Here is a 23,582-nt window from a genome sequence, read left to right as displayed (position 1 = left end):
ACGGGCAATCCATGGAGGCGGATATGAAACTGGCAGTCGTCACAGGACAAATCGTATGTACCGTCCGCCATCAGGGACTGGCGCATGACAAATTGCTGATGGTGGAAATGATCGATGCCCAGGGCAACCCCGACGGGCAGTGTGCCGTCGCTATCGACAGTATCGGGGCGGGAACCGGAGAGTGGGTACTGCTGGTCAGCGGCAGTTCCGCACGCCAGGCGCATCGCAGCGAATTATCACCGGTCGATCTGTGCGTCATTGGCATCGTCGATGAAGTGGTGGCTGGCGGGAAAGTGGTTTTCCATAAATAGGACTGAACATCATGAATCAACAGGATATTGAACAGGTGGTGAAAGCGGTACTGCTGAAAATGAAAGACAGCAGCCAGCCGGCCAGTACTGTTCATGAGATGGGCGTTTTTGCCTCCCTGGATGACGCAGTGGCGGCAGCAAAACGGGCCCAGCAGGGGCTGAAGAGCGTGGCGATGCGCCAGCTTGCCATTCATGCCATTCGCGAGGCGGGCGAAAAACACGCCCGAGAATTAGCGGAACTTGCCGTCAGCGAAACCGGCATGGGACGCGTTGACGATAAATTTGCCAAAAACGTGGCGCAGGCGCGCGGCACGCCGGGCGTCGAGTGTTTATCTCCGCAGGTGCTGACCGGCGATAACGGCCTGACGCTGATTGAAAATGCGCCGTGGGGCGTGGTGGCCTCGGTCACGCCGTCCACCAATCCGGCGGCGACGGTGATTAATAACGCCATCAGCCTGATTGCCGCAGGCAACAGCGTCGTGTTTGCCCCGCATCCGGCGGCGAAAAAGGTCTCTCAGCGGGCAATCACCCTCCTCAATCAGGCGGTGGTCGCCGCCGGTGGCCCGGAAAATTTGCTGGTCACCGTGGCGAACCCGGATATCGAAACCGCCCAGCGGCTGTTCAAGTACCCCGGTATTGGCCTGCTGGTGGTGACCGGCGGCGAAGCGGTGGTGGACGCGGCGCGTAAACATACTAATAAACGCCTGATCGCCGCCGGTGCCGGTAATCCCCCGGTGGTGGTGGATGAGACCGCCGACCTGCCGCGCGCTGCACAATCCATCGTCAAAGGCGCGTCTTTTGATAACAACATCATCTGTGCCGACGAAAAAGTGCTGATTGTGGTGGATAGCGTCGCCGACGAGCTGATGCGTCTGATGGAAGGTCAGCACGCGGTGAAACTGACCGCCGCTCAGGCCGAACAGCTCCAGCCAGTGCTACTGAAGAATATCGATGAACGCGGTAAAGGCACCGTCAGCCGTGACTGGGTCGGTCGTGACGCGGGCAAGATTGCCGCAGCCATCGGCCTGAACGTCCCGGATCAAACGCGCCTGCTGTTTGTGGTAACGCCAGCCAACCATCCGTTTGCCGTTACTGAAATGATGATGCCGGTACTGCCGGTGGTACGGGTCGCCAACGTCGAAGAAGCCATCGCCCTGGCGGTACAACTTGAAGGCGGTTGCCACCATACGGCGGCGATGCACTCGCGCAATATCGACAACATGAACCAGATGGCGAACGCCATCGACACCAGCATTTTCGTCAAAAACGGTCCGTGCATTGCTGGTCTCGGACTGGGCGGTGAAGGCTGGACCACCATGACTATCACCACGCCAACTGGCGAAGGGGTGACCAGCGCGCGTACCTTTGTGCGACTGCGTCGATGCGTGCTGGTGGATGCGTTTCGCATTGTATAAGGGATGACTCATGGCGCACGACGAACAACTCTGGCTCACTCCAAGACTGCAAAAAGCGGCGGCCCTGTGTAACCAGACGCCCGCCGCCAGCGACACACCACTGTGGCTGGGCGTCGATTTGGGCACCTGCGACGTGGTGTCGATGGTGGTCGACGGCAACGCCCAGCCGGTGGCGGTATGCCTTGACTGGGCCGACGTTGTGCGTGACGGCATCGTCTGGGATTTCTTCGGCGCCGTCACCCTCGTGCGCCGCCATCTCGACACCCTTGAACAGCAGCTCGGCTGCCGCTTTACCCACGCGGCGACCTCGTTCCCGCCGGGCACCGACCCGCGTATTTCGAACAACGTGCTGGAGTCTGCCGGGTTAGAAGTCAGCCACGTACTGGATGAGCCGACGGCGGTGGCGGATCTGCTGGCGCTTGATAATGCAGGCGTGGTGGATATTGGCGGCGGCACTACCGGCATTGCCATCGTCAAACAGGGCAAGGTGACTTACTCCGCCGATGAAGCCACTGGCGGGCACCATATCTCCCTGACGCTGGCGGGCAACCGCCGTATTCCCTTGGAAGAGGCGGAACAGTACAAGCGCAGCAATGCGCAGGAGATTTGGCCAGTAGTGAAGCCGGTGTACGAAAAGATGGCGGAGATCGTTGCTCGCCATATTGAAGGGCAAGGAATTGCTGATTTATGGCTGGCGGGCGGTTCCTGTATGCAGCCGGGCGTGGAGGCGTTATTTCGCCAGCGTTTCCCGGAGTTACAGGTGCATTTGCCGCAGCACAGCCTGTTTATGACCCCGCTGGCGATAGCCAACAGCGGGAGAGCGAAAGCGGAGGGACTCTATGCAAGCTGAACTACAGACGGCGCTGTTTCAGGCATTCGACACCCTGAATCTGCAACGGGTGAAAACGTTCAGCGTACCGCCGGTCACGCTGTGCGGACTTGGGGCGCTCGGCGCCTGTGGACAGGAAGCGCAAGCGCGAGGCGTAAGCCATCTGTTTGTGATGGTCGACAGCTTCCTGCATCAGGCGGGAATGACCGCGCCGCTGGCACGCAGCCTGGCGATGAAGGGCGTGGCGATGACGGTCTGGCCGTGTCCGCCTGGCGAGCCGTGCATTACCGACGTTTGCGCGGCGGTGGCGCAACTGCGTGAGGCGGCGTGCGACGGCGTAGTGGCCTTTGGCGGCGGTTCGGTGCTGGACGCGGCGAAAGCGGTCGCCCTGCTGGTGACTAACCCTGACCAGACGCTGAGCGCCATGACCGAGCACAGTACATTACGCCCGCGTCTGCCGCTGATTGCGGTGCCGACCACCGCCGGAACCGGTTCTGAAACCACCAACGTGACGGTGATTATCGACGCGGTCAGCGGGCGCAAGCAGGTGCTGGCGCACGCGTCACTAATGCCGGACGTGGCGATTCTTGATGCTGCCGTGACCGAAGGCGTTCCGCCAAACGTGACGGCGATGACCGGTATCGATGCGTTGACGCATGCGATTGAGGCCTACAGCGCGCTCAACGCCACGCCGTTTACCGACAGCCTGGCGATTGGCGCGATAGCGATGATTGGCAAATCGCTGCCGAAAGCCGTGGGTTACGGCCACGATCTGGCGGCGCGTGAAAATATGTTACTGGCCTCCTGTATGGCGGGAATGGCCTTTTCCAGCGCCGGTTTGGGGCTGTGTCATGCGATGGCGCATCAGCCAGGAGCGGCGCTGCATATTCCGCACGGCCAGGCCAACGCCATGCTGCTGCCAACAGTCATGGGCTTTAACCGGATGGTTTGCCGCGAGCGCTTCAGTCAAATCGGTCGGGCGTTAACCAATAAGAAATCGGACGATCGCGATGCGATTGCGGCGGTGTGCGAGCTGATTGCCGAAGTGGGACAGAGCAAACGGCTGGCTGACGCTGGCGCCAAACCCGAACACTACAGCGCGTGGGCGCAAGCCGCGCTGGAGGATATTTGTCTGCGCAGTAACCCACGCACCGCCACACAGGCACAGATTATCGACCTGTACGCGGCTGCCGGGTAATGCCTGTAGGCCGGATAAGGTGCTCGCACCGCCATCCGGCAATAACACGGCGTTAATGCCGGAGGCGACGTAAACGTCTTATCCGGCCTACAAATCATAAATGGCAGGGAGTAAGGGCTATGGGAATTAACGAAATCATCATGTACATCATGATGTTCTTTATGCTGATTGCCGCCGTGGACAGAATCCTGTCGCAGTTCGGCGGGTCGGCGCGCTTCCTCGGTAAATTCGGCAAGAGTATCGAGGGGTCTGGCGGCCAGTTTGAAGAGGGCTTTATGGCGATGGGCGCGTTGGGGCTGGCGATGGTCGGTATGACCGCGCTGGCGCCGGTGCTGGCGCATGTACTGGGGCCGGTTATTATCCCGGTATACGAAATGCTGGGCGCGAACCCATCCATGTTCGCGGGTACGCTACTGGCCTGTGATATGGGCGGATTCTTCCTCGCCAAAGAGCTGGCCGGCGGTGATGTCGCGGCGTGGCTATACTCAGGGTTAATACTTGGGTCGATGATGGGGCCGACCATTGTGTTCTCCATTCCGGTGGCGCTCGGCATTATCGAACCGTCTGACCGCCGCTACCTGGCGCTTGGCGTACTGGCGGGTATCGTCACCATTCCCATTGGCTGCATTGCGGGGGGATTGATCGCCATGTACTCAGGCGTGCAGATCAATGGTCAGCCAGTGGAGTTTACCTTCGCGCTGATCCTGATGAACATGATCCCGGTATTGATCGTCGCGGTGCTGGTAGCGCTGGGGCTGAAGTTCATCCCGGAAAAAATGATCAACGGTTTCCAGATTTTCGCCAAATTTCTGGTGGCGCTGATCACCATCGGTCTGGCGGCTGCGGTGGTTAAATTCCTGTTGGGTTGGGAGTTGATTCCGGGACTCGACCCGATCTTTATGGCGCCAGGCGATAAACCCGGCGAAGTGATGCGCGCCATTGAAGTGATCGGCTCTATCTCCTGCGTGCTGCTCGGCGCGTATCCGATGGTGCTGTTACTGACCCGCTGGTTTGAAAAACCGTTGATGAATGTCGGTAAACTGCTGAACGTAAATAATATTGCGGCGGCAGGCATGGTAGCGACCCTGGCGAACAATATCCCCATGTTCGGCATGATGAAGCAGATGGATACCCGCGGCAAAGTGATTAACTGCGCATTTGCCGTCTCTGCGGCGTTCGCGCTGGGCGACCATTTAGGCTTCGCCGCTGCCAACATGAACGCCATGATCTTCCCGATGATTGTCGGCAAGCTGATCGGCGGCGTGACGGCGATTGGCGTGGCGATGATGCTGGTGCCGAAAGATGACGCCGCCCAGGTGAAAACCGAAGCGGAGGCGCAATCGTGAACACTCGCCAGCTACTGAGCGTCGGTATCGATATCGGCACCACCACCACGCAGGTGATCTTCTCGCGCCTGGAGTTGGTTAACCGTGCGGCGGTGTCGCAGGTGCCGCGCTACGAATTCATCAAACGCGACATTAGCTGGCAAAGCCCGGTCTTCTTTACGCCCGTGGATAAGCAGGGCGGTCTAAAAGAGGTAGAACTTAAAGCGTTGATCCTTGCCCAGTATCAGGCCGCAGGCATCGCGCCTGAATCGGTGGACTCAGGGGCTATCATTATCACTGGCGAAAGCGCCAAAACCCGCAACGCCCGTCCGGCGGTCATGGCGCTCTCGCAGTCGCTGGGCGACTTTGTGGTCGCCAGCGCCGGGCCGCATCTGGAATCAGTCATTGCCGGTCACGGCGCCGGAGCGCAAAGCTTGTCTGAGCAGCGGATGTGCCGGGTGCTGAATATTGATATCGGCGGCGGCACGTCTAACTACGCGCTGTTTGACGCGGGAAAAGTCAGCGGCACCGCCTGCCTTAACGTCGGTGGTCGCCTGCTGGAAACCGACGCTCAGGGGCGCGTGGTTTATGCCCATCAACCGGGGCAGATGATTATCGATGAGGTATTCGGTTCGGGTACTGATGCTCGCGCCTTAGCTGCCGCACAGTTGGGGCAGGTGGCGCGGCGGATGGCGGATCTCATCGTCGAGGTTATCACCGGCGCGCTCTCGCCGCTGGCGCAATCGCTGATGCAAACCGGGCTACTGCCCGCCGATATTACGCCGGAGGTGATCACCCTTTCCGGTGGGGTAGGTGAATGCTATCGCCATCAGCCTGCCGATCCGTTCTGCTTTTCTGACATTGGACCGCTGCTCGCCACGGCGTTGCATGAGCACCCGCGTCTGCGCGAGATGAACGTGCAGTTTCCGGCGCAAACCGTGCGCGCCACGGTGATTGGCGCAGGGGCCCATACGCTCTCGCTTTCCGGCAGTACTATCTGGCTGGAAGACGTCCAACTGCCGCTGCGCAACCTGCCGGTGGCGATCCCGCAGGATGACGCCGATCTGGTGAACGCCTGGCGGCAGGCGCTTCTCCAGCTTGATCTCGACCCGCAAACCGACGCTTACGTGCTGGCGCTTCCCGCCACGCTCCCGGTGCGTTACGCCGCATTACTCACGGTCATCAACGCGCTGACGGCTTTTGTCGCGCGTTATCCCAATCCACATCCCCTGCTGGTGGTGGCCGAGCAGGATTTTGGTAAAGCGCTGGGCATGTTATTGCGCCCACAGTTACCGCAACTTCCGCTGGCGGTCATCGATGAGGTGGTCGTGCGGGCGGGAGACTATATCGACATTGGTACGCCTCTTTTTGGCGGATCGGTTGTGCCGGTGACGGTGAAATCACTCGCATTTCCTTCCTGAGGGAACGACTTATGAAACTAAAGACCACATTGTTCGGCAATGTTTATCAGTTTAAGGATGTAAAAGAGGTACTGGCCAAAGCCAACGAACTGCGTTCGGGGGATGTGCTGGCCGGGGTTGCCGCGGCAAGTTCGCAGGAGCGCGTAGCGGCAAAACAGGTACTGTCGGAAATGACGGTGGCGGATATCCGCAACAATCCGGTGATTGCCTATGAAGAGGACTGCGTGACGCGCCTGATTCAGGACGACGTCAACGAAACGGCCTATAACCGGATTAAAAACTGGAGCATCAGCGAACTGCGCGAATACGTGCTGAGCGATGAAACCTCCGTGGACGACATCGCGTTTACCCGCAAAGGCCTGACCTCCGAAGTGGTGGCGGCAGTAGCGAAAATCTGCTCCAACGCCGACCTGATCTACGGCGGCAAGAAAATGCCGGTGATCAAAAAAGCCAATACCACCATCGGTATTCCGGGCACTTTTAGCTGCCGTTTGCAGCCGAACGATACCCGTGACGATGTACAGAGTATCGCCGCGCAAATCTACGAAGGGCTTTCTTTCGGCGCAGGCGATGCGGTGATCGGCGTTAACCCGGTGACCGATGACGTGGAGAACCTGACCCGCGTGCTCGACACCGTTTACGGCGTTATCGATAAATTCAATATTCCGACCCAGGGCTGCGTGCTGGCGCACGTCACCACCCAGATCGAAGCGATTCGTCGCGGCGCGCCGGGCGGACTGATTTTCCAGAGCATTTGCGGCAGCGAGAAGGGCTTAAAAGAGTTCGGCGTGGAACTGGCGATGCTCGACGAAGCGCGGGCTGTGGGGGCGGAGTTCAACCGCATCGCCGGGGAAAACTGCCTGTACTTTGAAACCGGGCAAGGGTCTGCGCTGTCGGCTGGTGCGAACTTTGGTGCCGACCAGGTGACGATGGAAGCGCGTAACTACGGGCTGGCGCGCCACTACGATCCGTTCCTGGTGAACACCGTGGTGGGCTTTATCGGGCCGGAGTATCTCTACAACGACAGGCAGATTATCCGCGCCGGTCTCGAAGATCACTTTATGGGCAAGCTGAGCGGCATCTCGATGGGCTGCGACTGCTGCTATACCAACCATGCCGACGCCGACCAGAACCTTAACGAAAACCTGATGATTCTGCTCGCCACTGCCGGCTGTAACTACATCATGGGGATGCCGCTCGGCGACGACATCATGCTCAACTACCAGACCACCGCTTTCCACGATACCGCCACCGTCCGTCAGTTGCTGAATTTACGGCCATCGCCGGAGTTTGAACGCTGGCTGGAAACGATGGGCATTATGGCAAACGGTCGTCTGACCAAACGGGCGGGCGATCCGTCACTGTTCTTCTGATGACGCGGGGATAACACCATGGATCAAAAACAGATTGAAGAAATTGTACGTAGCGTGATGGCGTCAATGGGACAGGACGTACCGCAGCCCGTCGCGCCGTCAACGCAGGCAGGCGCAAAGCCGCAGTGCGCCGCGCCGACGGTGACCGAAAGCTGCGCGCTGGATTTAGGTTCCGCAGAGGCAAAAGCCTGGATTGGCGTCGAGAACCCGCATCGTGCGGACGTGCTGACCGAACTGCGTCGCAGTACTGCGGCACGCGTCTGTACGGGGCGTGCCGGGCCGCGTCCACGTACCCAGGCGCTGTTGCGCTTCCTGGCGGATCACTCCCGTTCGAAAGATACCGTGCTCAAAGAAGTGCCGGAAGAGTGGGTAAAAGCGCAAGGGCTGCTGGAAGTGCGTTCGGAGATCAGCGACAAAAACCTGTACCTGACGCGCCCGGATATGGGGCGTCGCCTGAGCCCGGAAGCTATTGACGCGCTGAAGTCGCAGTGCGTGATGAACCCGGATGTGCAGGTAGTGGTCTCCGATGGCCTCTCTACGGATGCGATCACCGCCAACTATGAAGAGATCCTGCCGCCGCTGCTTGCCGGTCTGAAGCAGGCCGGGCTGAACGTCGGCACGCCGTTCTTTGTGCGCTATGGCCGCGTGAAGATTGAAGATCAGATTGGCGAAATTCTCGGCGCGAAGGTCGTCATCCTGCTGGTGGGCGAACGTCCGGGGCTGGGGCAGTCGGAAAGTCTTTCCTGCTACGCCGTCTATTCCCCGCGCGTGGCGACCACCGTCGAGGCCGACAGAACCTGTATTTCAAACATTCATCAGGGGGGGACGCCGCCAGTAGAAGCCGCCGCCGTGATTGTGGATTTGGCCAAACGGATGCTGGAGCAGAAAGCGTCCGGCATCAACATGACCCGTTAAGGAGACATCATGCCTGCATTAGATTTAATTCGACCTTCAGTGACTGCCATGCGCGTGATTGCCTCCGTGAATGACGGCTTTGCGCGGGAACTTAAATTACCGCCACATATACGTAGTCTCGGACTCATCACGGCAGATTCTGATGATGTGACCTATATTGCCGCTGACGAAGCGACAAAACAGGCGATGGTGGAAGTGGTCTATGGCCGCTCCCTCTATGCCGGGGCGGCTCACGGGCCGTCGCCTACCGCTGGTGAGGTGTTGATTATGCTGGGCGGACCGAACCCGGCGGAAGTGCGCGCCGGTCTGGATGCAATGGTCGCCAGCATTGAAAACGGCGCGGCGTTCCAGTGGGCGAACGATGCGGAAAATACCGCATTCCTGGCGCATGTGGTTTCGCGTACCGGCTCGTACCTCTCGTCTACCGCAGGTATTGCGCTGGGCGATCCAATGGCCTACCTGGTGGCGCCGCCGCTGGAAGCGACATTCGGCATTGACGCGGCGATGAAATCCGCTGACGTTCAGCTGGTGACTTACGTGCCGCCGCCGTCGGAAACCAACTATTCGGCCGCGTTCTTAACGGGAAGCCAGGCCGCGTGTAAAGCCGCCTGCAACGCCTTTACCGACGCCGTGCTGGATATCGCCCGTAACCCTGTCCAGCGTGCGTAACGGAGGCTGCCAATGATCAATGCCCTGGGATTACTGGAAGTGGACGGAATGGTCGCCGCCGTCGATGCGGCGGATGCCATGCTGAAAGCGGCCAACGTGCGTTTGCTCAGTCATCAAGTGCTCGACCCTGGCAGGCTCACGCTGGTGGTGGAGGGCGATCTGGCGGCGTGTCGTGCGGCGCTGGATGCCGGAAGCGCCGCCGCGCAGCGCACAGGCCGTGTGATTAGCCGCAAAGAAATTGGTCGTCCGGAAGAGGACACCCAGTGGCTGATTGGCGGGTTTGCGCGTGCGACAACGCCGACTGAGAAAGCGCCCCAGGTACCCGCAACGCCTGAGTTCGCTGAAGCGTTACTGGCGCTGCTGGCATCAGTACGCCAGGGAATGACGGCGGGAGAGGTTGCCGCGCATTTTGGCTGGCCGCTGGAGCAGGCCAGAAACGTGCTGGAACAACTCTTTTCTGACGGAGCGTTGCGTAAACGCAGTAGTCGCTATCGCATCAAAAATTAATCTGTCGGAGGGCCGGGCGTCCTGGCGGGCGTCCGGCATAGAAGATCATGAAAAAGACCCGTACAGCGAATTTGCACCATCTTTATCATGAAGCGTTACCCGAAGACGTTAAACTTACGCCCAGAGTCGAGGTGGACAATGTTCATCAGCGACGGACGACGGATGTCTATGAACATGCTCTGACTATCACCGCCTGGCAGCAGATCTACGATCAGTTACACCCGGGTAAATTTCATGGCGAGTTCACGGAAATCCTGCTTGATGAGATTCAGGTGTTCCGTGAATACACCGGCCTGGCGCTGCGTCAGTCGTGTCTGGTTTGGCCAAACTCTTTCTGGTTTGGTATTCCGGCGACGCGCGGCGAACAGGGATTTATCGGCGCGCAGGGGCTCGGCAGCGCCGAGATTGCCACCCGACCGGGAGGCACCGAGTTTGAACTGAGCACGCCGGATGATTACACCATTCTGGGCGTCGTTATCTCGGAAGATGTTATTTCCCGTCAGGCCACGTTTTTGCATAACCCGGAAAGGGTGCTGCATATGCTGCGTAACCAGTTAGCGCTGGAGGTAAAAGAGCAGCATAAAGCGGCGCTGTGGGGCTTTGTGCAGCAGGCGCTGGCCACCTTCAGCGAGAGTCCTGAAACCCTGCATCAACCTGCGGTGCGTAAGGTCTTGAGTGATAATTTGTTGCTGGCGATGGGCACGATGCTGGAAGAGGCGAAGCCGATTCATAGCGCCGAAAGCATCAGCCATCAGGGATATCGTAGGCTACTGTCGCGGGCGCGGGAATATGTGCTGGAAAATATGTCGGAGCCGCTGACGGTGCTCGACTTATGTAACCAGCTACACGTAAGCCGTCGCACGCTGCAAAATGCGTTTCACGCCATTTTGGGCATTGGCCCCAATGCGTGGCTGAAACGTATTCGCCTCAATGCAGTGCGCCGGGAGTTGATTAGCCCGTGGTCGCAGAGCACCACGGTCAAAGATGCCGCGATGCAGTGGGGATTCTGGCATCTGGGGCAATTTGCCACCGATTATCAGCAATTATTTGCCGAAAAACCGTCGTTGACGCTGCATCAACGGATGCGGCAATGGGCTTGATATTGATGGGTAGGCTCTCCGGTTGCTGATAACGTGCGTGTGTCGGGAATTGCCCGGTGGCGGTTGGCACCTTACCGGGCCTACGGATTCGCTGCCGTCTGTGGTTGGTAGCCCGGGCAAGGCGCGCCAGCGCCGCCTCCGGGGAACCGCGCGCACAACGTGCAAAACAGTTTTGTCATCAGGTCATGAGGATGAGCGTTTATGTTTGCTGATAAGACGTTGCCGTTGTTTGGCAGGAGGGGCAGATAAACCCATAAAGCATTCCTTCCGCATATTCCTCTTCCTCGATATCTTCATAGCTTAGCTGCGCAAGAAACATCATCGTTTGCGTGCACGTTGGGCACGTGGGATAGTCTGCATCCTGAACCCATGCGGGATGGCCGCCGAGCTGTGAGAAGGTGGTGGGTAAAAATATTTCAGCAGCGAATAGCGGCAAACGGGATTCCCCGGGGTGCAGAACATCAAGCGGTAGCGTTATCCAGTCAGAGGAATTCTCCACCGCCAGCGTCGAGAGCGCATTTTTTTCGCACCATCGCGGCTGGCCTTGTGGATCGACGGTGGCGAAAACGGTGTTATATGCCGTACAACACTGACAGGTCAGAATACGAATTTGACCGGGCCAACCCTGCGTGCTTAGGCCGACGGCGCTCGGCGCAACCTCAAATAGATTGATTAGCGGCAGGGAACAGTGTGGGCAGTTTTCACCATATTCTGCGACGGCGCGAAAAACGGCCGGCTGTTCAGGTGCCTGTTTTACCAGATGGGTACATTGCGGAAAGTAAAGATCGCGCCTACGGCCATCTTCAGTGAGCTCCCATCCCGCCTGGTGAGCATAGCGATGAGGGAGGATATGAAGTGAAGCACTCCACGCAGGTGGTTCCTGGCGCCAGCGGTTAAAATGCTCAACGACAACCTCATCGCCAATCCAGGCCAGGGCACAAAGAATGCCGTCACGGTTTTCGTCATCGGTTTCAACCTTCTGCAAAAGCGCGTCGCGTACGTCAGGCGGCGCACGGTGAAAAGGTAGGGGTGAAGAGAGCTCCAGTTCTTCTTCATTTATTACCTGGCGCAGGAAATTATCCAGATTGGCCTGGGTAAATGCCGCCAGGCACAGCGCAATTTCCTGAGCTTCCTCCTGCCATCCGGAATCAAATAATTCTTCTGCATAATCGACCATGTCGCGGCTTTCATCATCGGAGAGCTTTTTGTAAAGCTCATCGGTCGGAATGGGGCAGGGAATCCACTCGATTAACGGATCGTGTTCCCGGGGTTCATGAACGAGTTTAAGCATTTCAACAGGGTTAGTAATGCCACTGAACGCGTCGATCGTTTTTCTGTTTTTCCGGATATATTCTTCCTGCTCTTGCCGATAGCGCGCCTGGACGCAGGGCATGCAATAGCCCTCCGTGCGGGCAGCCGTTGCTGGCAGGATGAAATGTGAGCATTGCGGGTTTTTACAAGGAATACGCTCGTCCATGCGGTAGTGCTCCACTGCAAATTCTACGAGTGTTTACTGTACTGTTTTACTAATGATAACGGCAGCGGGCGGTTATCCGAATTCTTTATCTACAATGAACTCGTTTATTTCTACGAGCCTGCTTTTACTCAACGGCCAACCGGATAGGCGATAAACAAACCGGCTATCGTCAGAATACATGCCAGTATGCATAGCAAGATACAGTTAACGCTTTTACGCGGAATATGAATAATAAAGCAGAGTAATGCTATCAGGGCCATGACCACAGGGATGGTCACCATATTGATAACCAGAAGCACGATTAGACCGAAGCTCACCCCTCCGCTATGAGGGATGAATATTCTTTCTTCAAAATATATTTCTAGCGTAATGGCAAGCAGGCAGCCAATAAAACTTATACCCAGATGGGGATGCCATTTGGCGTCACTGGTTACTACTTTCCGTGTATTTGTTTGCATTGTTTTACTTTATAAATAAGTTAAATCCAGTCGCGTACCTGAATAAACTCGCTCAGCGCCGCTTCCGGGCTATCCGCTTCTGGCTGCCAGTCGTATTCCCAGCGCACCAGCGGCGGCATCGACATCAGGATAGATTCAGTGCGCCCGCCGGTTTGCAGACCAAACAGGGTGCCTCTGTCCCACACCAGATTGAACTCCACGTAGCGACCGCGGCGATAAAGTTGAAAATTACGCTCCCGCTCTCCCCAGACCATCGCTTTGCGTCGTTCGACAATCGGTAAATACGCCCGGGTGTAGCCGTTGCCGACCGCCTGCATAAAGTCGAAGCAGTGGTCGAAATCCGGCGTATTCAAATCGTCAAAAAACAGGCCGCCGATACCGCGCTGCTCGTTACGATGCTTGAGGAAAAAGTAGTCGTCGCACCACTTTTTATAGCGCGGATACACATCGTCGCCAAACGGCTGACACAGGTCGCGGGCGGTGCGGTGCCAGTGAACGGCATCCTCTTCAAAGCCGTAGTAGGGCGTTAAATCGAACCCGCCGCCAAACCACCACACCGGATCGGCGCCCGGTTTTTCGGCAATAAAAAAGCGCACGTTAGCATGGCTGGTGGGAATATACGGATTGTGCGGATGCACCACCAGCGATACGCCCATCGCTTCGAAGCTACGCCCGGCGAGTTCTGGCCGATGCGCGGTGGCGGACGCGGGCATTGCATCGCCGTGAACGTGAGAGAAATTAACGCCCGCCTGTTCGAAAATCCCGCCGTTGCGTAATACCCGGCTGCGTCCGCCGCCGCCCGCTTCGCGTCGCCAGCTATCTTCGACAAAGTTTGCGCCATCCACAGCGGATAACGTTTGGCAAATATCATCCTGCAGGCGTAGCAGAAACTGTTTTACGTGATGTGCATCGGGTTTCATGATTACCGTTTCTTCGTGTGTGCTTTCTGATTATCAAACCAGTGAAAATAACTGATGATGCCGTTGGCGATCGCCGTAGCGATTTTCTGGCGAAACGCCGTCGTGCCCAGCAGGCGTTCTTCTTCCGGATTGGTAATAAACGAGGTTTCGACCAGTACCGACGGAATTGACGGTGATTTTAGCACCACGAAAGCCGCTTGTTCGGTAGTGCGGCTGTGTAATTTATGTATGGGTTTGATTTTCTTGAGAATATGCGAACCCAGCGTCAGACTGTTTTTAATCGTATCGGTTTGCACCAGATCAAACAAAACTTGTTGTAATAGATGATCCCGGTCAGTGGCTTTTTTACCCGCCACTTCGTCCGCGCGGTTTTCACGCTCGGAGAGATACTTCGCCATGGCGCTACTGGCCCCGCGGTTGGAAAGCGCAAAAACGGAAGCGCCCGCCGCTTTCGGGTTGGTAAAACCATCGGCATGAATGGACATAAACAGATCCGCGCCGTGCTTATGGGCGATTTCCACCCGATCGTACAGCGGAATAAAGGTATCCCCTGTCCGGGTTAAACGCGCATCGATTCCGTGATTTCGCAAAATAGCGCGTACGTTTTTGGCAATTGCCAGCACGACGTGTTTTTCCTGAGAACCGTTGCGGCCAATCGCGCCGGTATCGATGCCGCCGTGTCCGGGGTCGAGCATCACCAGCCGTTTACTGCCGGTTTTTTTGGTTTTGGGTTTGCTGTGACCATTACTGGTTTTTAGCGTTTCTTCTTTGGCTATTGCGTGCGACATACCTGACAGCGTCAGGGCCGCCAGACCTGTTTTGAGTACCTGGCGGCGCGAAGTGAGAGTTTTTAGGAGTTTAAAAGTGCTCATACGGCCTGAGTTGTGAAAATTAAGTTCAAGATGTTATATCGTATCGCGTAATCCGTTACGACGGTTGGTGATGAGAATTGTTTTACTTTTCATTTCAATACGTGACACATCGCCATTATGCCATTTTTTCCGCTACATCGCGTCAGATATTGGCTGAATCAGATGTTTGCGCCATAATCTTGGTTTTTCCACCCGAAAAGGCAACGAATACCATGGAAATACGCGTTTTTCGCCAGGAAGATTTCGAAGAGGTGATTACCCTCTGGGAGCGTTGCGACCTGCTGCGTCCATGGAACGATCCTGAAATGGATATTGAACGCAAGGTGAATCACGATGTCAGCTTGTTCCTCGTTGCGGAAGTTAGCGGCGAAGTCGTCGGTACGGTAATGGGCGGTTATGACGGGCATCGCGGCTCGGCGTATTACCTGGGCGTTCACCCGGAGTTCCGCGGGCGCGGCATTGCGAATGCGTTGCTTAACCGGCTGGAAAAAAAACTCATCGCCCGCGGGTGTCCGAAAATCCAAATTATGGTGCGCGATGATAACGATGTTGTGCTGGGCATGTATGAACGTCTGGGGTATGAGCATTCTGACGCCCTAAGTTTGGGTAAACGCCTGATTGAAGATGAAGAGTACTGAGTTTCATCCAGCCGATTATGATGTACACGGACGTTTACGCCTGCCGTTTCTGTTCTGGTGCGTACTGCTACTTCAGGCGCGCGCCTGGGTACTCTTTGTCATTGCCGGTTCATCCCGTGGACAGGGTAATACTTTGTTAAACTTTTTTTATCCCGACCATGATAATTTTTGGCTGGGGCTGTTGCCCGGCGTTCCGGCGGTAGTGGCATTTTTACTCAGCGGGCGGCGTGAAGCGGTTCCTGGTGTGTGGCGCTGGCTGCGCGGACTCCTGATCCTTGCTCAACTGGTGTCGTTGTGCTGGCTGCCGGTGATGTGGCTGGGTGGCGACCCGGTCAACGGCGTCGGGCTGGCGCTGCTGCTGGCGGACATCGTCGCGCTGATCTGGCTGTTAACCAATCAACGTTTGCGTGCCTGTTTTTCCTTTGAGAAAGAATAACGGCACTTTTTGGCGAACCCGCACTCCAACCAACGTTAATTAATAAAAGAAAGGAAGTGAGATGAAATCGCTGCGTTTGACTTTACTCGCACTGCCGCTGGCGCTGACCGGCTGCTCGACGCTCTCCTCGGTCAACTGGTCTGCCGCAAATCCATGGAACTGGTTTGGTTCCTCGACAGAAGTCACTGAGCAAGGCGTGGGAGCGCTGACCGCCGCCACGCCGCTGGAAGAGCCGGCTATTGCAGAGGCATTAGATGGCGATTATCGCCTGCGTAGCGGTATGAAAACCGATAACGGCAACGTGGTGCGCTTTTTCGAAGCGATGAAGGGCGACAATGTCGCGATGGTGATCAACGGCGAGCAGGGAACCGTGAGCCGTATTGATGTGCTGGACAGCGATATCCCAACTGCCGCGGGGGGCAAAATCGGTACGCCGTTTAGCGACCTTTACAGCAAAGCTTTTGGTCACTGCGAGCCGGTTTCCAGCGATAGCCATACCAGCGTCGAATGTAAAGCCGAGGGAAGTCAGCATATTAGCTATGTTTTCTCCGGCGAGTGGAGCGGACCGGAAGGCTTAATGCCTCCTGATGACGTCTTAAAAAACTGGGACGTGCGCAAAATTATCTGGCGTCGTTAATTTGCGCCTGAACAAACCGCTTCGCTTAAAAACAAGGTAAAATAACCTCCATTAATGCCACGACTGCGTGGCATTCTCATTTTCAGGAGGAATCATGTCTCAGGTTCAAAGTGGCATTTTGCCGGAACATTGCCGTGCGGCAATTTGGATTGAAGCCAATGTGAAAGGCGACCTGGACGCCCTGCGCGCGGCCAGCAGAACATTTGCCGATAAACTGGCGACCTTCGAAGTCAAATTTCCGGACGCCCATCTTGGGGCCGTTGTGGCGTTTGGCAACAACACCTGGCGCGCTCTGAGCGGCGGCGTCGGGGCGGAAGAACTGAAAGATTTTATTCCTTATGGTAAAGGGCTGGCGCCGGCCACGCAGTATGACGTGCTGATCCATATCCTTTCCCTGCGCCACGATGTGAATTTTTCTGTTGCCCAGGCGGCGATGGAAGCCTTCGGCGACTGTATCGACGTGAAAGAAGAAGTTCACGGCTTCCGTTGGGTGGAAGAACGCGATCTGAGCGGCTTTGTCGACGGGACAGAGAACCCGGCGGGCGAAGAGACGCGTCGTGAAGTGGCGGTGATCAAAGATGGCGTGGATGCCGGCGGCAGTTATGTGTTCGTGCAGCGTTGGGAACACAATCTCAAGCAACTTAACCGGATGAGTATTCACGATCAGGAGATGATGATCGGGCGTACCAAAGAAGCCAATGAAGAGATTGACGGCGATGCGCGTCCGGCAACATCTCACCTGAGCCGCGTCGATCTCAAAGAAGATGGCAAAGGGCTGAAGATTGTGCGTCAGAGCCTGCCATACGGCACCGCCAGCGGTACTCATGGTCTCTATTTCTGCGCTTACTGCGCACGCCTGCACAATATCGAACAGCAGCTTCTGAGTATGTTCGGCGATACCGACGGTAAACGCGACGCAATGCTGCGCTTCACCAAACCGGTGACTGGCGGCTACTATTTTGCGCCGTCGCTGGATCGCCTGTTAGCGCTATAAGGTAAAACCCTGTCGGATGGCAGCGCAAACGCTTTATTCGACCTACGATTGGTAGGCCTGATAAGCGCCGCGCCATCAGGCAGAACAGCATGAAACAGCATGAAAATGCCCATCCCCGCCTCCGCGGGGATTTTTTTACCTAATATTTACCTGAATTAGTGAGCTATTCCTCAGCACTTATTTGTTATTACTGTATTTTCAGTGTTAATGGAGTGTAAGACTCCATATTCAAAAGGAGACATTGAAAATGGGTAAACTCACGGGCAAGACAGCATTGATTACGGGCGCATCGCAGGGCATTGGCGAAGGGATCGCTCGCGTATTCGCACGCCACGGCGCGAACTTAATCTTGCTGGATATCTCCGATGAGATTGAAAAGCTGGCGGATGAGCTGGGCGGGCGCGGACATCGCTGTACTGCCGTTAAGGCTGACGTCAGAGATTTTGCTTCGGTGCAGGCGGCGGTTGCGCGCGCCAAAGAGACTGAAGGTAGAATTGATATTTTGGTGAATAACGCTGGCGTGTGCCGTCTGGGCAATTTCCTCGATATGAGTGAAGAAGATCGCGATTTCCACATTGATATTAATATTAAAGGTGTCTGGAACGTCACCAAAGCCGTCCTGCCGGAGATGATTAAACGTAAAGATGGCCGCATTGTGATGATGTCTTCCGTTACGGGAGATATGGTGGCGGACCCGGGTGAAACGGCCTATGCGCTGTCAAAAGCCGCCATTGTCGGTTTAACCAAATCGCTGGCGGTAGAATATGCGCAGTCTGGTATTCGCGTGAATGCCATTTGCCCCGGTTATGTAAGAACGCCGATGGCGGAAAGCATTGCCCGTCAGTCTAACCCTGACGATCCGGAATCGGTATTAACGGAAATGGCAAAAGCCATTCCGCTACGCCGTCTTGCCGATCCGCTGGAAGTAGGGGAACTGGCGGCATTTCTGGCTTCCGATGAGTCCAGCTATCTTACCGGAACGCAAAACGTCATTGATGGCGGCAGTACCCTGCCTGAAAGCGTAAGCGTAGGCGTCTGATTGATGCCGGTCTCCTCCCCGCGCCGCGTGGGGAGGGATTCTCTTATTCCCTTTTCAACTTTCAAATCATCAAACGGTATATAAAACCGTTACTCCTTTAGCGCTGGTTATAAATATGATGACCATAAGAAAGTCATTAAATTTATAAGGGTGCGCAATGGCCGTTAACTTACTGAAAAAGAGACCCCTGACGCTGGCAGCAATGCTGTTACTGGCAGGGCAGGCGCAGGCAACGGAGCTGCTGAACAGCTCATACGATGTCTCCCGCGAGCTGTTTGCCGCCCTTAACCCGCCGTTTGAGCAACAATGGGCGAAGGATAACGGCGGCGATAAGCTGACGATTAAGCAGTCTCATGCCGGGTCATCAAAACAGGCGCTGGCGATTTTGCAGGGTCTGAAGGCAGACGTCGTGACCTACAATCAGGTGACCGACGTACAGATTCTCCATGATAAAGGCAAACTGATCCCTGCCGACTGGCAAAGCCGTCTGCCGAACAACAGTTCGCCATTCTATTCCACGATGGGCTTCCTGGTGCGCAAGGGGAACCCGAAAAATATTCATGACTGGAGCGATCTTGTACGTTCCGACGTGAAGCTGATTTTCCCTAACCCGAAAACCTCCGGCAACGCCCGCTATACGTATCTGGCGGCATGGGGCGCGGCGGATAACGCGGACGGCGGCGATAAAGCCAAAACCGAACAGTTTATGACCCAGTTCCTGAAAAACGTCGAAGTGTTTGATACCGGCGGTCGCGGCGCTACGACTACCTTTGCCGAGCGTGGTCTGGGCGATGTGCTGATTAGTTTTGAATCGGAAGTGAACAACATCCGCAAACAATATGAAGCCCAGGGATTTGAAGTGGTGATCCCGAAAACGAACATTCTTGCTGAATTCCCGGTTGCCTGGGTAGATAAAAACGTGCAGGCCAACGGCACAGAAAAAGCCGCCAAAGCTTACCTGAACTGGCTGTATAGCCCGCAGGCGCAGACCATCATCACCCATTACTACTACCGCGTGAATAACCCGGAAATCATGGGCAAGCAAGCAGATAAATTCCCGCAGACCGAACTGTTCCGCGTGGAAGACAAGTTTGGTTCCTGGCCTGAGGTGATGAAAACGCACTTTGCCAGCGGCGGCGAGCTGGACAAACTGTTGGCGGCGGGGCGTAAGTAATGCTTGCCGTTTCTTCCCGACGCGTGCTGCCCGGCTTTACGTTAAGCCTCGGCACCAGTTTGCTGTTTGTCTGCCTGATCCTGCTGTTGCCGTTGAGCGCGCTGGTGATGCAGCTCTCACAGATGAGCTGGGCGCAATACTGGGATGTCGTGACCAACCCTCAGGTGGTGGCTGCCTATAAAGTGACGCTACTGGCGGCATTTGTAGCGTCGATTTTTAATGGCGTGTTTGGCCTGCTGATGGCGTGGATTTTAACCCGCTACCGTTTTCCAGGGCGCACGTTGCTGGATGCGCTGATGGATCTGCCGTTTGCGCTGCCGACAGCGGTGGCGGGTCTGACGCTGGCCTCGCTGTTCTCAGTGAACGGTTTCTACGGTCAGTTTCTCGCGCAGTTTGATATCAAAGTGACCTATACCTGGCTCGGTATTGCGGTGGCGATGGCCTTTACCAGTATTCCATTTGTGGTGCGCACCGTCCAGCCGGTACTGGAAGAGCTGGGGCCGGAATATGAAGAAGCGGCGCAAACGCTGGGGGCCACCCGCCTGCAAAGTTTTCGCAAAGTCGTGCTGCCTGAGCTGTCGCCTGCGCTGATTGCCGGCGTGGCGCTCTCTTTTACCCGTAGTCTGGGCGAGTTTGGCGCGGTGATTTTTATCGCCGGAAATATCGCCTGGAAAACAGAAGTGACCTCGCTGATGATTTTTGTGCGCTTGCAGGAGTTTGATTACCCGGCCGCTAGCGCCATTGCCTCGGTGATCCTTGCGGCATCCTTGCTGCTGCTGTTCTCTATCAATACCTTGCAAAGTCGCTTTGGTCGACGTGTGGTAGGTCATTAATGGCGGAAGTGACTCAATTGAAGCGATACGACGTCCCCCGCATTAACTGGGGAAAATGGTTTCTGATTGGCGTCGGGATGCTGGTTTCGGCGTTTATCCTGCTGGTGCCGATGATTTACATCTTCGTGCAGGCGTTCAGCAAAGGGTTAATGCCGGTACTGCAAAATCTGGCCGATCCGGACATGCTGCACGCCATCTGGCTGACGGTGTTGATTGCCTTGATCGCAGTGCCGGTGAATCTGGTGTTTGGCGTATTGCTGGCCTGGCTGGTGACTCGCTTCAACTTCCCCGGACGCCAACTGCTGCTGACGCTGCTGGATATTCCGTTTGCCGTCTCGCCGGTGGTCGCAGGTCTGATCTATCTGTTGTTTTACGGTTCTAACGGCCCGCTGGGTGATTGGCTGGATGAACACAACCTGCAAATTATGTTCTCCTGGCCGGGGATGGTGCTGGTGACAGTGTTTGTGACCTGTCCGTTTGTGGTGCGCGAACTGGTGCCGGTAATGTTAAGTCAGGGCAGCAATGAAGACGAAGCGGCGATTTTGCTTGGTGCCTCCGGCTGGCAGATGTTCCGCCGCGTCACGCTGCCGAATATCCGTTGGGCGTTGCTGTATGGCGTGGTGCTGACCAATGCCCGTGCGATAGGCGAATTCGGCGCGGTGTCGGTGGTGTCCGGCTCGATTCGCGGCGAAACGTTATCGCTACCGTTACAGATTGAATTACTGGAGCAGGACTACAACACCGTCGGCTCCTTTACCGCCGCCGCATTGTTGACGCTAATGGCGATTATTACCCTGTTTTTGAAGAGCATGTTGCAATGGCGTCTGGAGAATCAGGAAAAACGCGCGCAACAGGAGGAAAATCATGAGCATTGAGATCGCCAGAATTAAGAAATCCTTTGGTCGCACTCAGGTACTGAATGATATCTCGCTGGATATTCCTTCCGGCCAGATGGTTGCCTTGTTGGGGCCGTCAGGTTCCGGCAAAACGACGCTGCTGCGCATTATTGCCGGGCTGGAACATCAGTCCAGCGGCCATATTCGTTTCCACGGTACGGACGTTAGCCGCCTGCACGCGCGTGAGCGTAAAGTCGGTTTTGTGTTTCAGCACTATGCGCTGTTTCGCCATATGACGGTGTTTGACAACATCGCTTTTGGCCTGACGGTGCTGCCGCGACGCGACCGCCCAACTGCGGCGGCGATTAAAACGAAAGTGACGCAATTGCTGGAGATGGTGCAACTGGCGCACCTCGCGGATCGCTTCCCCGCCCAGCTTTCCGGCGGACAAAAACAGCGCGTGGCGCTGGCGCGCGCGCTTGCCGTGGAACCGCAAATCCTACTGCTGGATGAACCGTTTGGCGCGCTGGATGCCCAGGTACGTAAAGAGTTACGTCGCTGGTTGCGCCAGCTACATGAAGAACTGAAATTCACCAGCGTCTTTGTCACCCACGATCAGGAAGAAGCGACGGAAGTGGCGGATCGGGTGGTGGTAATGAGTCAGGGCAATATCGAACAGGCTGACGCGCCGGATCGGGTGTGGCGTGAACCGGCAACCCGCTTCGTACTGGAGTTTATGGGCGAGGTGAACCGCCTGACAGGCACCGTCCGCGGCGGGCAGTTTCACGTTGGCGCGCATCGCTGGCCGCTGGGTTATACGCCCGCGTACCAGGGGCCGGTCGATCTGTTCCTGCGTCCGTGGGAGGTGGATATTAGCCGCCGCACCAGCCTGGATTCTCCGCTACCAGTACAGGTCATTGAGGCCAGCCCGAAAGGTCACTATACACAGCTAGTGGTGCAGCCGCTGGGGTGGTATCACGATCCGCTGACGGTGGTGATGGCGGGTGAGGATGTTCCGGTTCGCGGCGAGCGTTTGTTTGTTGGACTGCAAAAAGCGCGTCTGTATAACGGCGACCAGCGTATTGAAACGCGTGAAGAGGAACTTGCTCTGGCGCAATCGGCCTGATAGGTTAATTTGTATAGTTATCGCCCGGTGGCGCTACGCATACCGGGCTTTTTTACGAGCTGAAAACGTGAATACATTAGAACAAACCATCGGCAATACGCCGCTGGTCAAATTACAACGGCTGGGGCCGGATAACGGCAGTGAAATCTGGGTCAAGCTGGAAGGCAATAATCCGGCAGGATCGGTGAAAGATCGCGCGGCGCTATCGATGATTGTCGAGGCGGAAAAGCGCGGGGAAATTAAACCGGGCGATGTCCTGATTGAAGCGACCAGCGGCAACACTGGCATTGCGCTGGCGATGATCGCCGCGCTGAAAGGTTATCGCATGAAGCTGTTGATGCCAGACAACATGAGTCAGGAGCGTCGGGCGGCAATGCGGGCCTATGGCGCGGAACTGATTCTGGTCACTAAAGAGCAGGGAATGGAAGGGGCGCGCGATTTAGCGCTCGCTATGTCTGAACGAGGCGAGGGCAAACTGCTCGATCAGTTTAACAACCCCGATAACCCGTATGCCCACTACACCACCACCGGCCCGGAAATCTGGCAGCAAACCGAAGGGCGTATCACCCATTTTGTCTCCAGCATGGGCACTACCGGCACCATTACCGGCGTGTCGCGTTTTCTGCGCGAGCAGGAAAAACCGGTCACCATCGTTGGCCTGCAGCCGGAAGAGGGCAGCAGTATTCCGGGCATTCGCCGCTGGCCTGCGGAATATATGCCGGGCATTTTTAACGCCTCGCTGGTAGATGAGGTGCTGGATATTCACCAGAATGATGCCGAAAACACCATGCGTAAACTGGCCGTTCGTGAAGGCATTTTCTGCGGCGTGAGTTCCGGCGGCGCGGTAGCGGGCGCGTTACGCGTCGCACGTGCCACGCCCGGCGCGATAGTGGTGGCGATCATCTGCGATCGCGGCGACCGTTACTTGTCTACCGGCGTGTTTGGTGAAGAGCATTTCAGCCAGGGGGCAGGGATTTAAACTAATGGGTTCAGCTGATTGGGATAAACACAGGCAACGGAGCCTTTGACAAGCGGGAATATCCTGCCGATTTCCCGTGTGCGCCAGCGCATTACCGCCG

25 protein-coding genes are annotated in these 23,582 nt (G+C 56.4%); 21 read left to right on the top strand and 4 right to left on the bottom strand.

All coding sequences use genetic code 11. The features are described from left to right. Nucleotides 1-23: 23 nt before the first annotated feature. The 11 genes from eutN (at nt 24) to eutR (ending at nt 11,063) form a co-directional block, all read left to right on the top strand. The gene (gene eutN, locus ACLJQJ_RS17415; RefSeq protein ID WP_001522340.1) at nt 24-311 is read left to right on the top strand and encodes an ethanolamine utilization microcompartment protein EutN; all 288 of its coding nucleotides are present in this window, start codon (nt 24-26) and stop codon (nt 309-311) included. Nucleotides 312-322: 11 nt separating this feature from the next. Continuing rightward, complete coding sequence (locus ACLJQJ_RS17410; RefSeq protein WP_024797860.1) at nt 323-1,726, top strand: aldehyde dehydrogenase family protein; 1,404 nt, start codon at nt 323-325, stop codon at nt 1,724-1,726. Between the two features lie 10 nt (nt 1,727-1,736). Next, nucleotides 1,737-2,576, top strand: coding sequence for an ethanolamine utilization protein EutJ (gene eutJ, locus ACLJQJ_RS17405; protein WP_000929680.1), 840 nt, complete (start codon nt 1,737-1,739; stop codon nt 2,574-2,576). Then, on the top strand, nt 2,566-3,753 hold the full coding sequence (eutG, locus tag ACLJQJ_RS17400) for an ethanolamine utilization ethanol dehydrogenase EutG (protein ID WP_001147500.1): 1,188 nt from the start codon (nt 2,566-2,568) through the stop codon (nt 3,751-3,753). Before eutJ ends, eutG begins: the two co-directional genes overlap by 11 nt. Nucleotides 3,754-3,872: 119 nt before the next feature. Further along, entirely contained in the window at nt 3,873-5,099 is a 1,227-nt protein-coding gene (gene eutH, locus ACLJQJ_RS17395) for an ethanolamine utilization protein EutH (RefSeq protein WP_000512359.1), read from the top strand. Next, nucleotides 5,096-6,499, top strand: coding sequence for an ethanolamine ammonia-lyase reactivating factor EutA (gene eutA, locus ACLJQJ_RS17390; RefSeq protein WP_063808895.1), 1,404 nt, complete (start codon nt 5,096-5,098; stop codon nt 6,497-6,499). Before eutH ends, eutA begins: the two co-directional genes overlap by 4 nt. Before the next feature lie 11 nt (nt 6,500-6,510). Continuing rightward, nucleotides 6,511-7,872: an ethanolamine ammonia-lyase subunit alpha gene (gene eutB / locus ACLJQJ_RS17385; protein WP_000769990.1), complete on the top strand. Its 1,362-nt coding sequence runs from the start codon at nt 6,511-6,513 to the stop codon at nt 7,870-7,872. An 18-nt stretch (nt 7,873-7,890) separates the two neighbouring features. Next, nucleotides 7,891-8,787: an ethanolamine ammonia-lyase subunit EutC gene (gene eutC, locus ACLJQJ_RS17380; RefSeq protein WP_000372344.1), complete on the top strand. Its 897-nt coding sequence runs from the start codon at nt 7,891-7,893 to the stop codon at nt 8,785-8,787. Nucleotides 8,788-8,796: 9 nt separating this feature from the next. Beyond that, nucleotides 8,797-9,456: an ethanolamine utilization microcompartment protein EutL gene (gene eutL, locus ACLJQJ_RS17375; protein WP_001111056.1), complete on the top strand. Its 660-nt coding sequence runs from the start codon at nt 8,797-8,799 to the stop codon at nt 9,454-9,456. 12 nt (nt 9,457-9,468) lie between these two features. Continuing rightward, nucleotides 9,469-9,963: an ethanolamine utilization microcompartment protein EutK gene (eutK, locus tag ACLJQJ_RS17370; protein WP_000606266.1), complete on the top strand. Its 495-nt coding sequence runs from the start codon at nt 9,469-9,471 to the stop codon at nt 9,961-9,963. A 47-nt stretch (nt 9,964-10,010) separates the two neighbouring features. After that, nucleotides 10,011-11,063 (top strand): HTH-type transcriptional regulator EutR, encoded by a 1,053-nt coding sequence (gene eutR / locus ACLJQJ_RS17365; RefSeq protein ID WP_000753666.1) that lies wholly within the window; start codon nt 10,011-10,013, stop codon nt 11,061-11,063. A gap of 199 nt (nt 11,064-11,262) precedes the next feature. Here the strand turns inward: eutR and ACLJQJ_RS17360 are convergent, their stop codons facing one another. The 4 genes from ACLJQJ_RS17360 to amiA all read right to left on the bottom strand — a co-directional run bounded on the left by ACLJQJ_RS17360 (nt 11,263) and on the right by amiA (nt 14,790). Beyond that, entirely contained in the window at nt 11,263-12,540 is a 1,278-nt protein-coding gene (locus ACLJQJ_RS17360) for a DUF1963 domain-containing protein (RefSeq protein WP_063808896.1), read from the bottom strand. A 128-nt stretch (nt 12,541-12,668) separates the two neighbouring features. Continuing rightward, the gene (locus ACLJQJ_RS17355) at nt 12,669-12,998 is read right to left on the bottom strand and encodes a hypothetical protein (protein ID WP_001194342.1); all 330 of its coding nucleotides are present in this window, start codon (nt 12,996-12,998) and stop codon (nt 12,669-12,671) included. 20 nt (nt 12,999-13,018) lie between these two features. After that, nucleotides 13,019-13,918: an oxygen-dependent coproporphyrinogen oxidase gene (hemF, locus tag ACLJQJ_RS17350; RefSeq protein WP_063808897.1), complete on the bottom strand. Its 900-nt coding sequence runs from the start codon at nt 13,916-13,918 to the stop codon at nt 13,019-13,021. Nucleotides 13,919-13,920: 2 nt separating this feature from the next. Further along, nucleotides 13,921-14,790, bottom strand: coding sequence for an N-acetylmuramoyl-L-alanine amidase AmiA (gene amiA / locus ACLJQJ_RS17345; RefSeq protein ID WP_000102880.1), 870 nt, complete (start codon nt 14,788-14,790; stop codon nt 13,921-13,923). Between the two features lie 212 nt (nt 14,791-15,002). Between amiA and ACLJQJ_RS17340 the strand changes: the two genes are divergently transcribed. The 10 genes from ACLJQJ_RS17340 (at nt 15,003) to cysM (ending at nt 23,482) form a co-directional block, all read left to right on the top strand. Then, on the top strand, nt 15,003-15,428 hold the full coding sequence (locus ACLJQJ_RS17340) for a GNAT family acetyltransferase (RefSeq protein ID WP_000406008.1): 426 nt from the start codon (nt 15,003-15,005) through the stop codon (nt 15,426-15,428). Further along, nucleotides 15,415-15,864, top strand: coding sequence for a DUF2919 domain-containing protein (locus tag ACLJQJ_RS17335; protein WP_017441396.1), 450 nt, complete (start codon nt 15,415-15,417; stop codon nt 15,862-15,864). Before ACLJQJ_RS17340 ends, ACLJQJ_RS17335 begins: the two co-directional genes overlap by 14 nt. Nucleotides 15,865-15,925: 61 nt before the next feature. Beyond that, nucleotides 15,926-16,501, top strand: a complete 576-nt coding sequence (locus tag ACLJQJ_RS17330) for an RpoE-regulated lipoprotein (RefSeq protein ID WP_000838968.1) — start codon at nt 15,926-15,928, stop codon at nt 16,499-16,501. A gap of 94 nt (nt 16,502-16,595) precedes the next feature. Then, nucleotides 16,596-17,495, top strand: coding sequence for a porphyrinogen peroxidase (gene yfeX, locus ACLJQJ_RS17325; protein WP_000084583.1), 900 nt, complete (start codon nt 16,596-16,598; stop codon nt 17,493-17,495). A gap of 247 nt (nt 17,496-17,742) precedes the next feature. After that, nucleotides 17,743-18,534, top strand: coding sequence for an SDR family oxidoreductase UcpA (gene ucpA, locus ACLJQJ_RS17320; RefSeq protein WP_000517460.1), 792 nt, complete (start codon nt 17,743-17,745; stop codon nt 18,532-18,534). Between the two features lie 157 nt (nt 18,535-18,691). Next, a complete protein-coding gene (gene cysP, locus ACLJQJ_RS17315) occupies nt 18,692-19,708 on the top strand; it encodes a thiosulfate/sulfate ABC transporter substrate-binding protein CysP (protein WP_000290273.1) in 1,017 nt (338 codons plus the stop codon). Next, a complete protein-coding gene (gene cysT, locus ACLJQJ_RS17310) occupies nt 19,708-20,541 on the top strand; it encodes a sulfate/thiosulfate ABC transporter permease CysT (protein WP_000881745.1) in 834 nt (277 codons plus the stop codon). The genes cysP and cysT overlap by 1 nt, the downstream gene beginning before the upstream one ends. Continuing rightward, nucleotides 20,541-21,416: a sulfate/thiosulfate ABC transporter permease CysW gene (cysW, locus tag ACLJQJ_RS17305; protein ID WP_063808898.1), complete on the top strand. Its 876-nt coding sequence runs from the start codon at nt 20,541-20,543 to the stop codon at nt 21,414-21,416. The genes cysT and cysW overlap by 1 nt, the downstream gene beginning before the upstream one ends. Continuing rightward, nucleotides 21,406-22,503, top strand: coding sequence for a sulfate/thiosulfate ABC transporter ATP-binding protein CysA (gene cysA / locus ACLJQJ_RS17300; RefSeq protein WP_000021076.1), 1,098 nt, complete (start codon nt 21,406-21,408; stop codon nt 22,501-22,503). The genes cysW and cysA overlap by 11 nt, the downstream gene beginning before the upstream one ends. A gap of 67 nt (nt 22,504-22,570) precedes the next feature. Next, entirely contained in the window at nt 22,571-23,482 is a 912-nt protein-coding gene (gene cysM, locus ACLJQJ_RS17295) for a cysteine synthase CysM (protein ID WP_023231426.1), read from the top strand. The last annotated feature ends 100 nt before the right edge of the window (nt 23,483-23,582 follow it).

Source organism: Salmonella sp. SAL04202 (assembly GCF_046550775.1).
GTDB lineage: Bacteria > Pseudomonadota > Gammaproteobacteria > Enterobacterales > Enterobacteriaceae > Salmonella > Salmonella enterica.
Note: the sequence above shows the minus strand (reverse complement) of the source record. Positions and strands in the feature narration are given on the sequence as shown.

What these genes read in the sequence shown, in the direction of transcription:
- eutN (WP_001522340.1), top strand. Translation starts at nt 24, where the DNA reads ATGAAACTGGCAGTCGTCACAGGACAAATCGTATGTACCGTCCGCCAT.
- ACLJQJ_RS17410 (WP_024797860.1), top strand. Translation starts at nt 323, where the DNA reads ATGAATCAACAGGATATTGAACAGGTGGTGAAAGCGGTACTGCTGAAA.
- eutJ (WP_000929680.1), top strand. Translation starts at nt 1,737, where the DNA reads ATGGCGCACGACGAACAACTCTGGCTCACTCCAAGACTGCAAAAAGCG.
- eutG (WP_001147500.1), top strand. Translation starts at nt 2,566, where the DNA reads ATGCAAGCTGAACTACAGACGGCGCTGTTTCAGGCATTCGACACCCTG.
- eutH (WP_000512359.1), top strand. Translation starts at nt 3,873, where the DNA reads ATGGGAATTAACGAAATCATCATGTACATCATGATGTTCTTTATGCTG.
- eutB (WP_000769990.1), top strand. Translation starts at nt 6,511, where the DNA reads ATGAAACTAAAGACCACATTGTTCGGCAATGTTTATCAGTTTAAGGAT.
- eutC (WP_000372344.1), top strand. Translation starts at nt 7,891, where the DNA reads ATGGATCAAAAACAGATTGAAGAAATTGTACGTAGCGTGATGGCGTCA.
- eutL (WP_001111056.1), top strand. Translation starts at nt 8,797, where the DNA reads ATGCCTGCATTAGATTTAATTCGACCTTCAGTGACTGCCATGCGCGTG.
- eutK (WP_000606266.1), top strand. Translation starts at nt 9,469, where the DNA reads ATGATCAATGCCCTGGGATTACTGGAAGTGGACGGAATGGTCGCCGCC.
- eutR (WP_000753666.1), top strand. Translation starts at nt 10,011, where the DNA reads ATGAAAAAGACCCGTACAGCGAATTTGCACCATCTTTATCATGAAGCG.
- ACLJQJ_RS17360 (WP_063808896.1), bottom strand. Translation starts at nt 12,540, where the DNA reads ATGGACGAGCGTATTCCTTGTAAAAACCCGCAATGCTCACATTTCATC.
- ACLJQJ_RS17355 (WP_001194342.1), bottom strand. Translation starts at nt 12,998, where the DNA reads ATGCAAACAAATACACGGAAAGTAGTAACCAGTGACGCCAAATGGCAT.
- hemF (WP_063808897.1), bottom strand. Translation starts at nt 13,918, where the DNA reads ATGAAACCCGATGCACATCACGTAAAACAGTTTCTGCTACGCCTGCAG.
- amiA (WP_000102880.1), bottom strand. Translation starts at nt 14,790, where the DNA reads ATGAGCACTTTTAAACTCCTAAAAACTCTCACTTCGCGCCGCCAGGTA.
- ACLJQJ_RS17340 (WP_000406008.1), top strand. Translation starts at nt 15,003, where the DNA reads ATGGAAATACGCGTTTTTCGCCAGGAAGATTTCGAAGAGGTGATTACC.
- ACLJQJ_RS17335 (WP_017441396.1), top strand. Translation starts at nt 15,415, where the DNA reads ATGAAGAGTACTGAGTTTCATCCAGCCGATTATGATGTACACGGACGT.
- ACLJQJ_RS17330 (WP_000838968.1), top strand. Translation starts at nt 15,926, where the DNA reads ATGAAATCGCTGCGTTTGACTTTACTCGCACTGCCGCTGGCGCTGACC.
- yfeX (WP_000084583.1), top strand. Translation starts at nt 16,596, where the DNA reads ATGTCTCAGGTTCAAAGTGGCATTTTGCCGGAACATTGCCGTGCGGCA.
- ucpA (WP_000517460.1), top strand. Translation starts at nt 17,743, where the DNA reads ATGGGTAAACTCACGGGCAAGACAGCATTGATTACGGGCGCATCGCAG.
- cysP (WP_000290273.1), top strand. Translation starts at nt 18,692, where the DNA reads ATGGCCGTTAACTTACTGAAAAAGAGACCCCTGACGCTGGCAGCAATG.
- cysT (WP_000881745.1), top strand. Translation starts at nt 19,708, where the DNA reads ATGCTTGCCGTTTCTTCCCGACGCGTGCTGCCCGGCTTTACGTTAAGC.
- cysW (WP_063808898.1), top strand. Translation starts at nt 20,541, where the DNA reads ATGGCGGAAGTGACTCAATTGAAGCGATACGACGTCCCCCGCATTAAC.
- cysA (WP_000021076.1), top strand. Translation starts at nt 21,406, where the DNA reads ATGAGCATTGAGATCGCCAGAATTAAGAAATCCTTTGGTCGCACTCAG.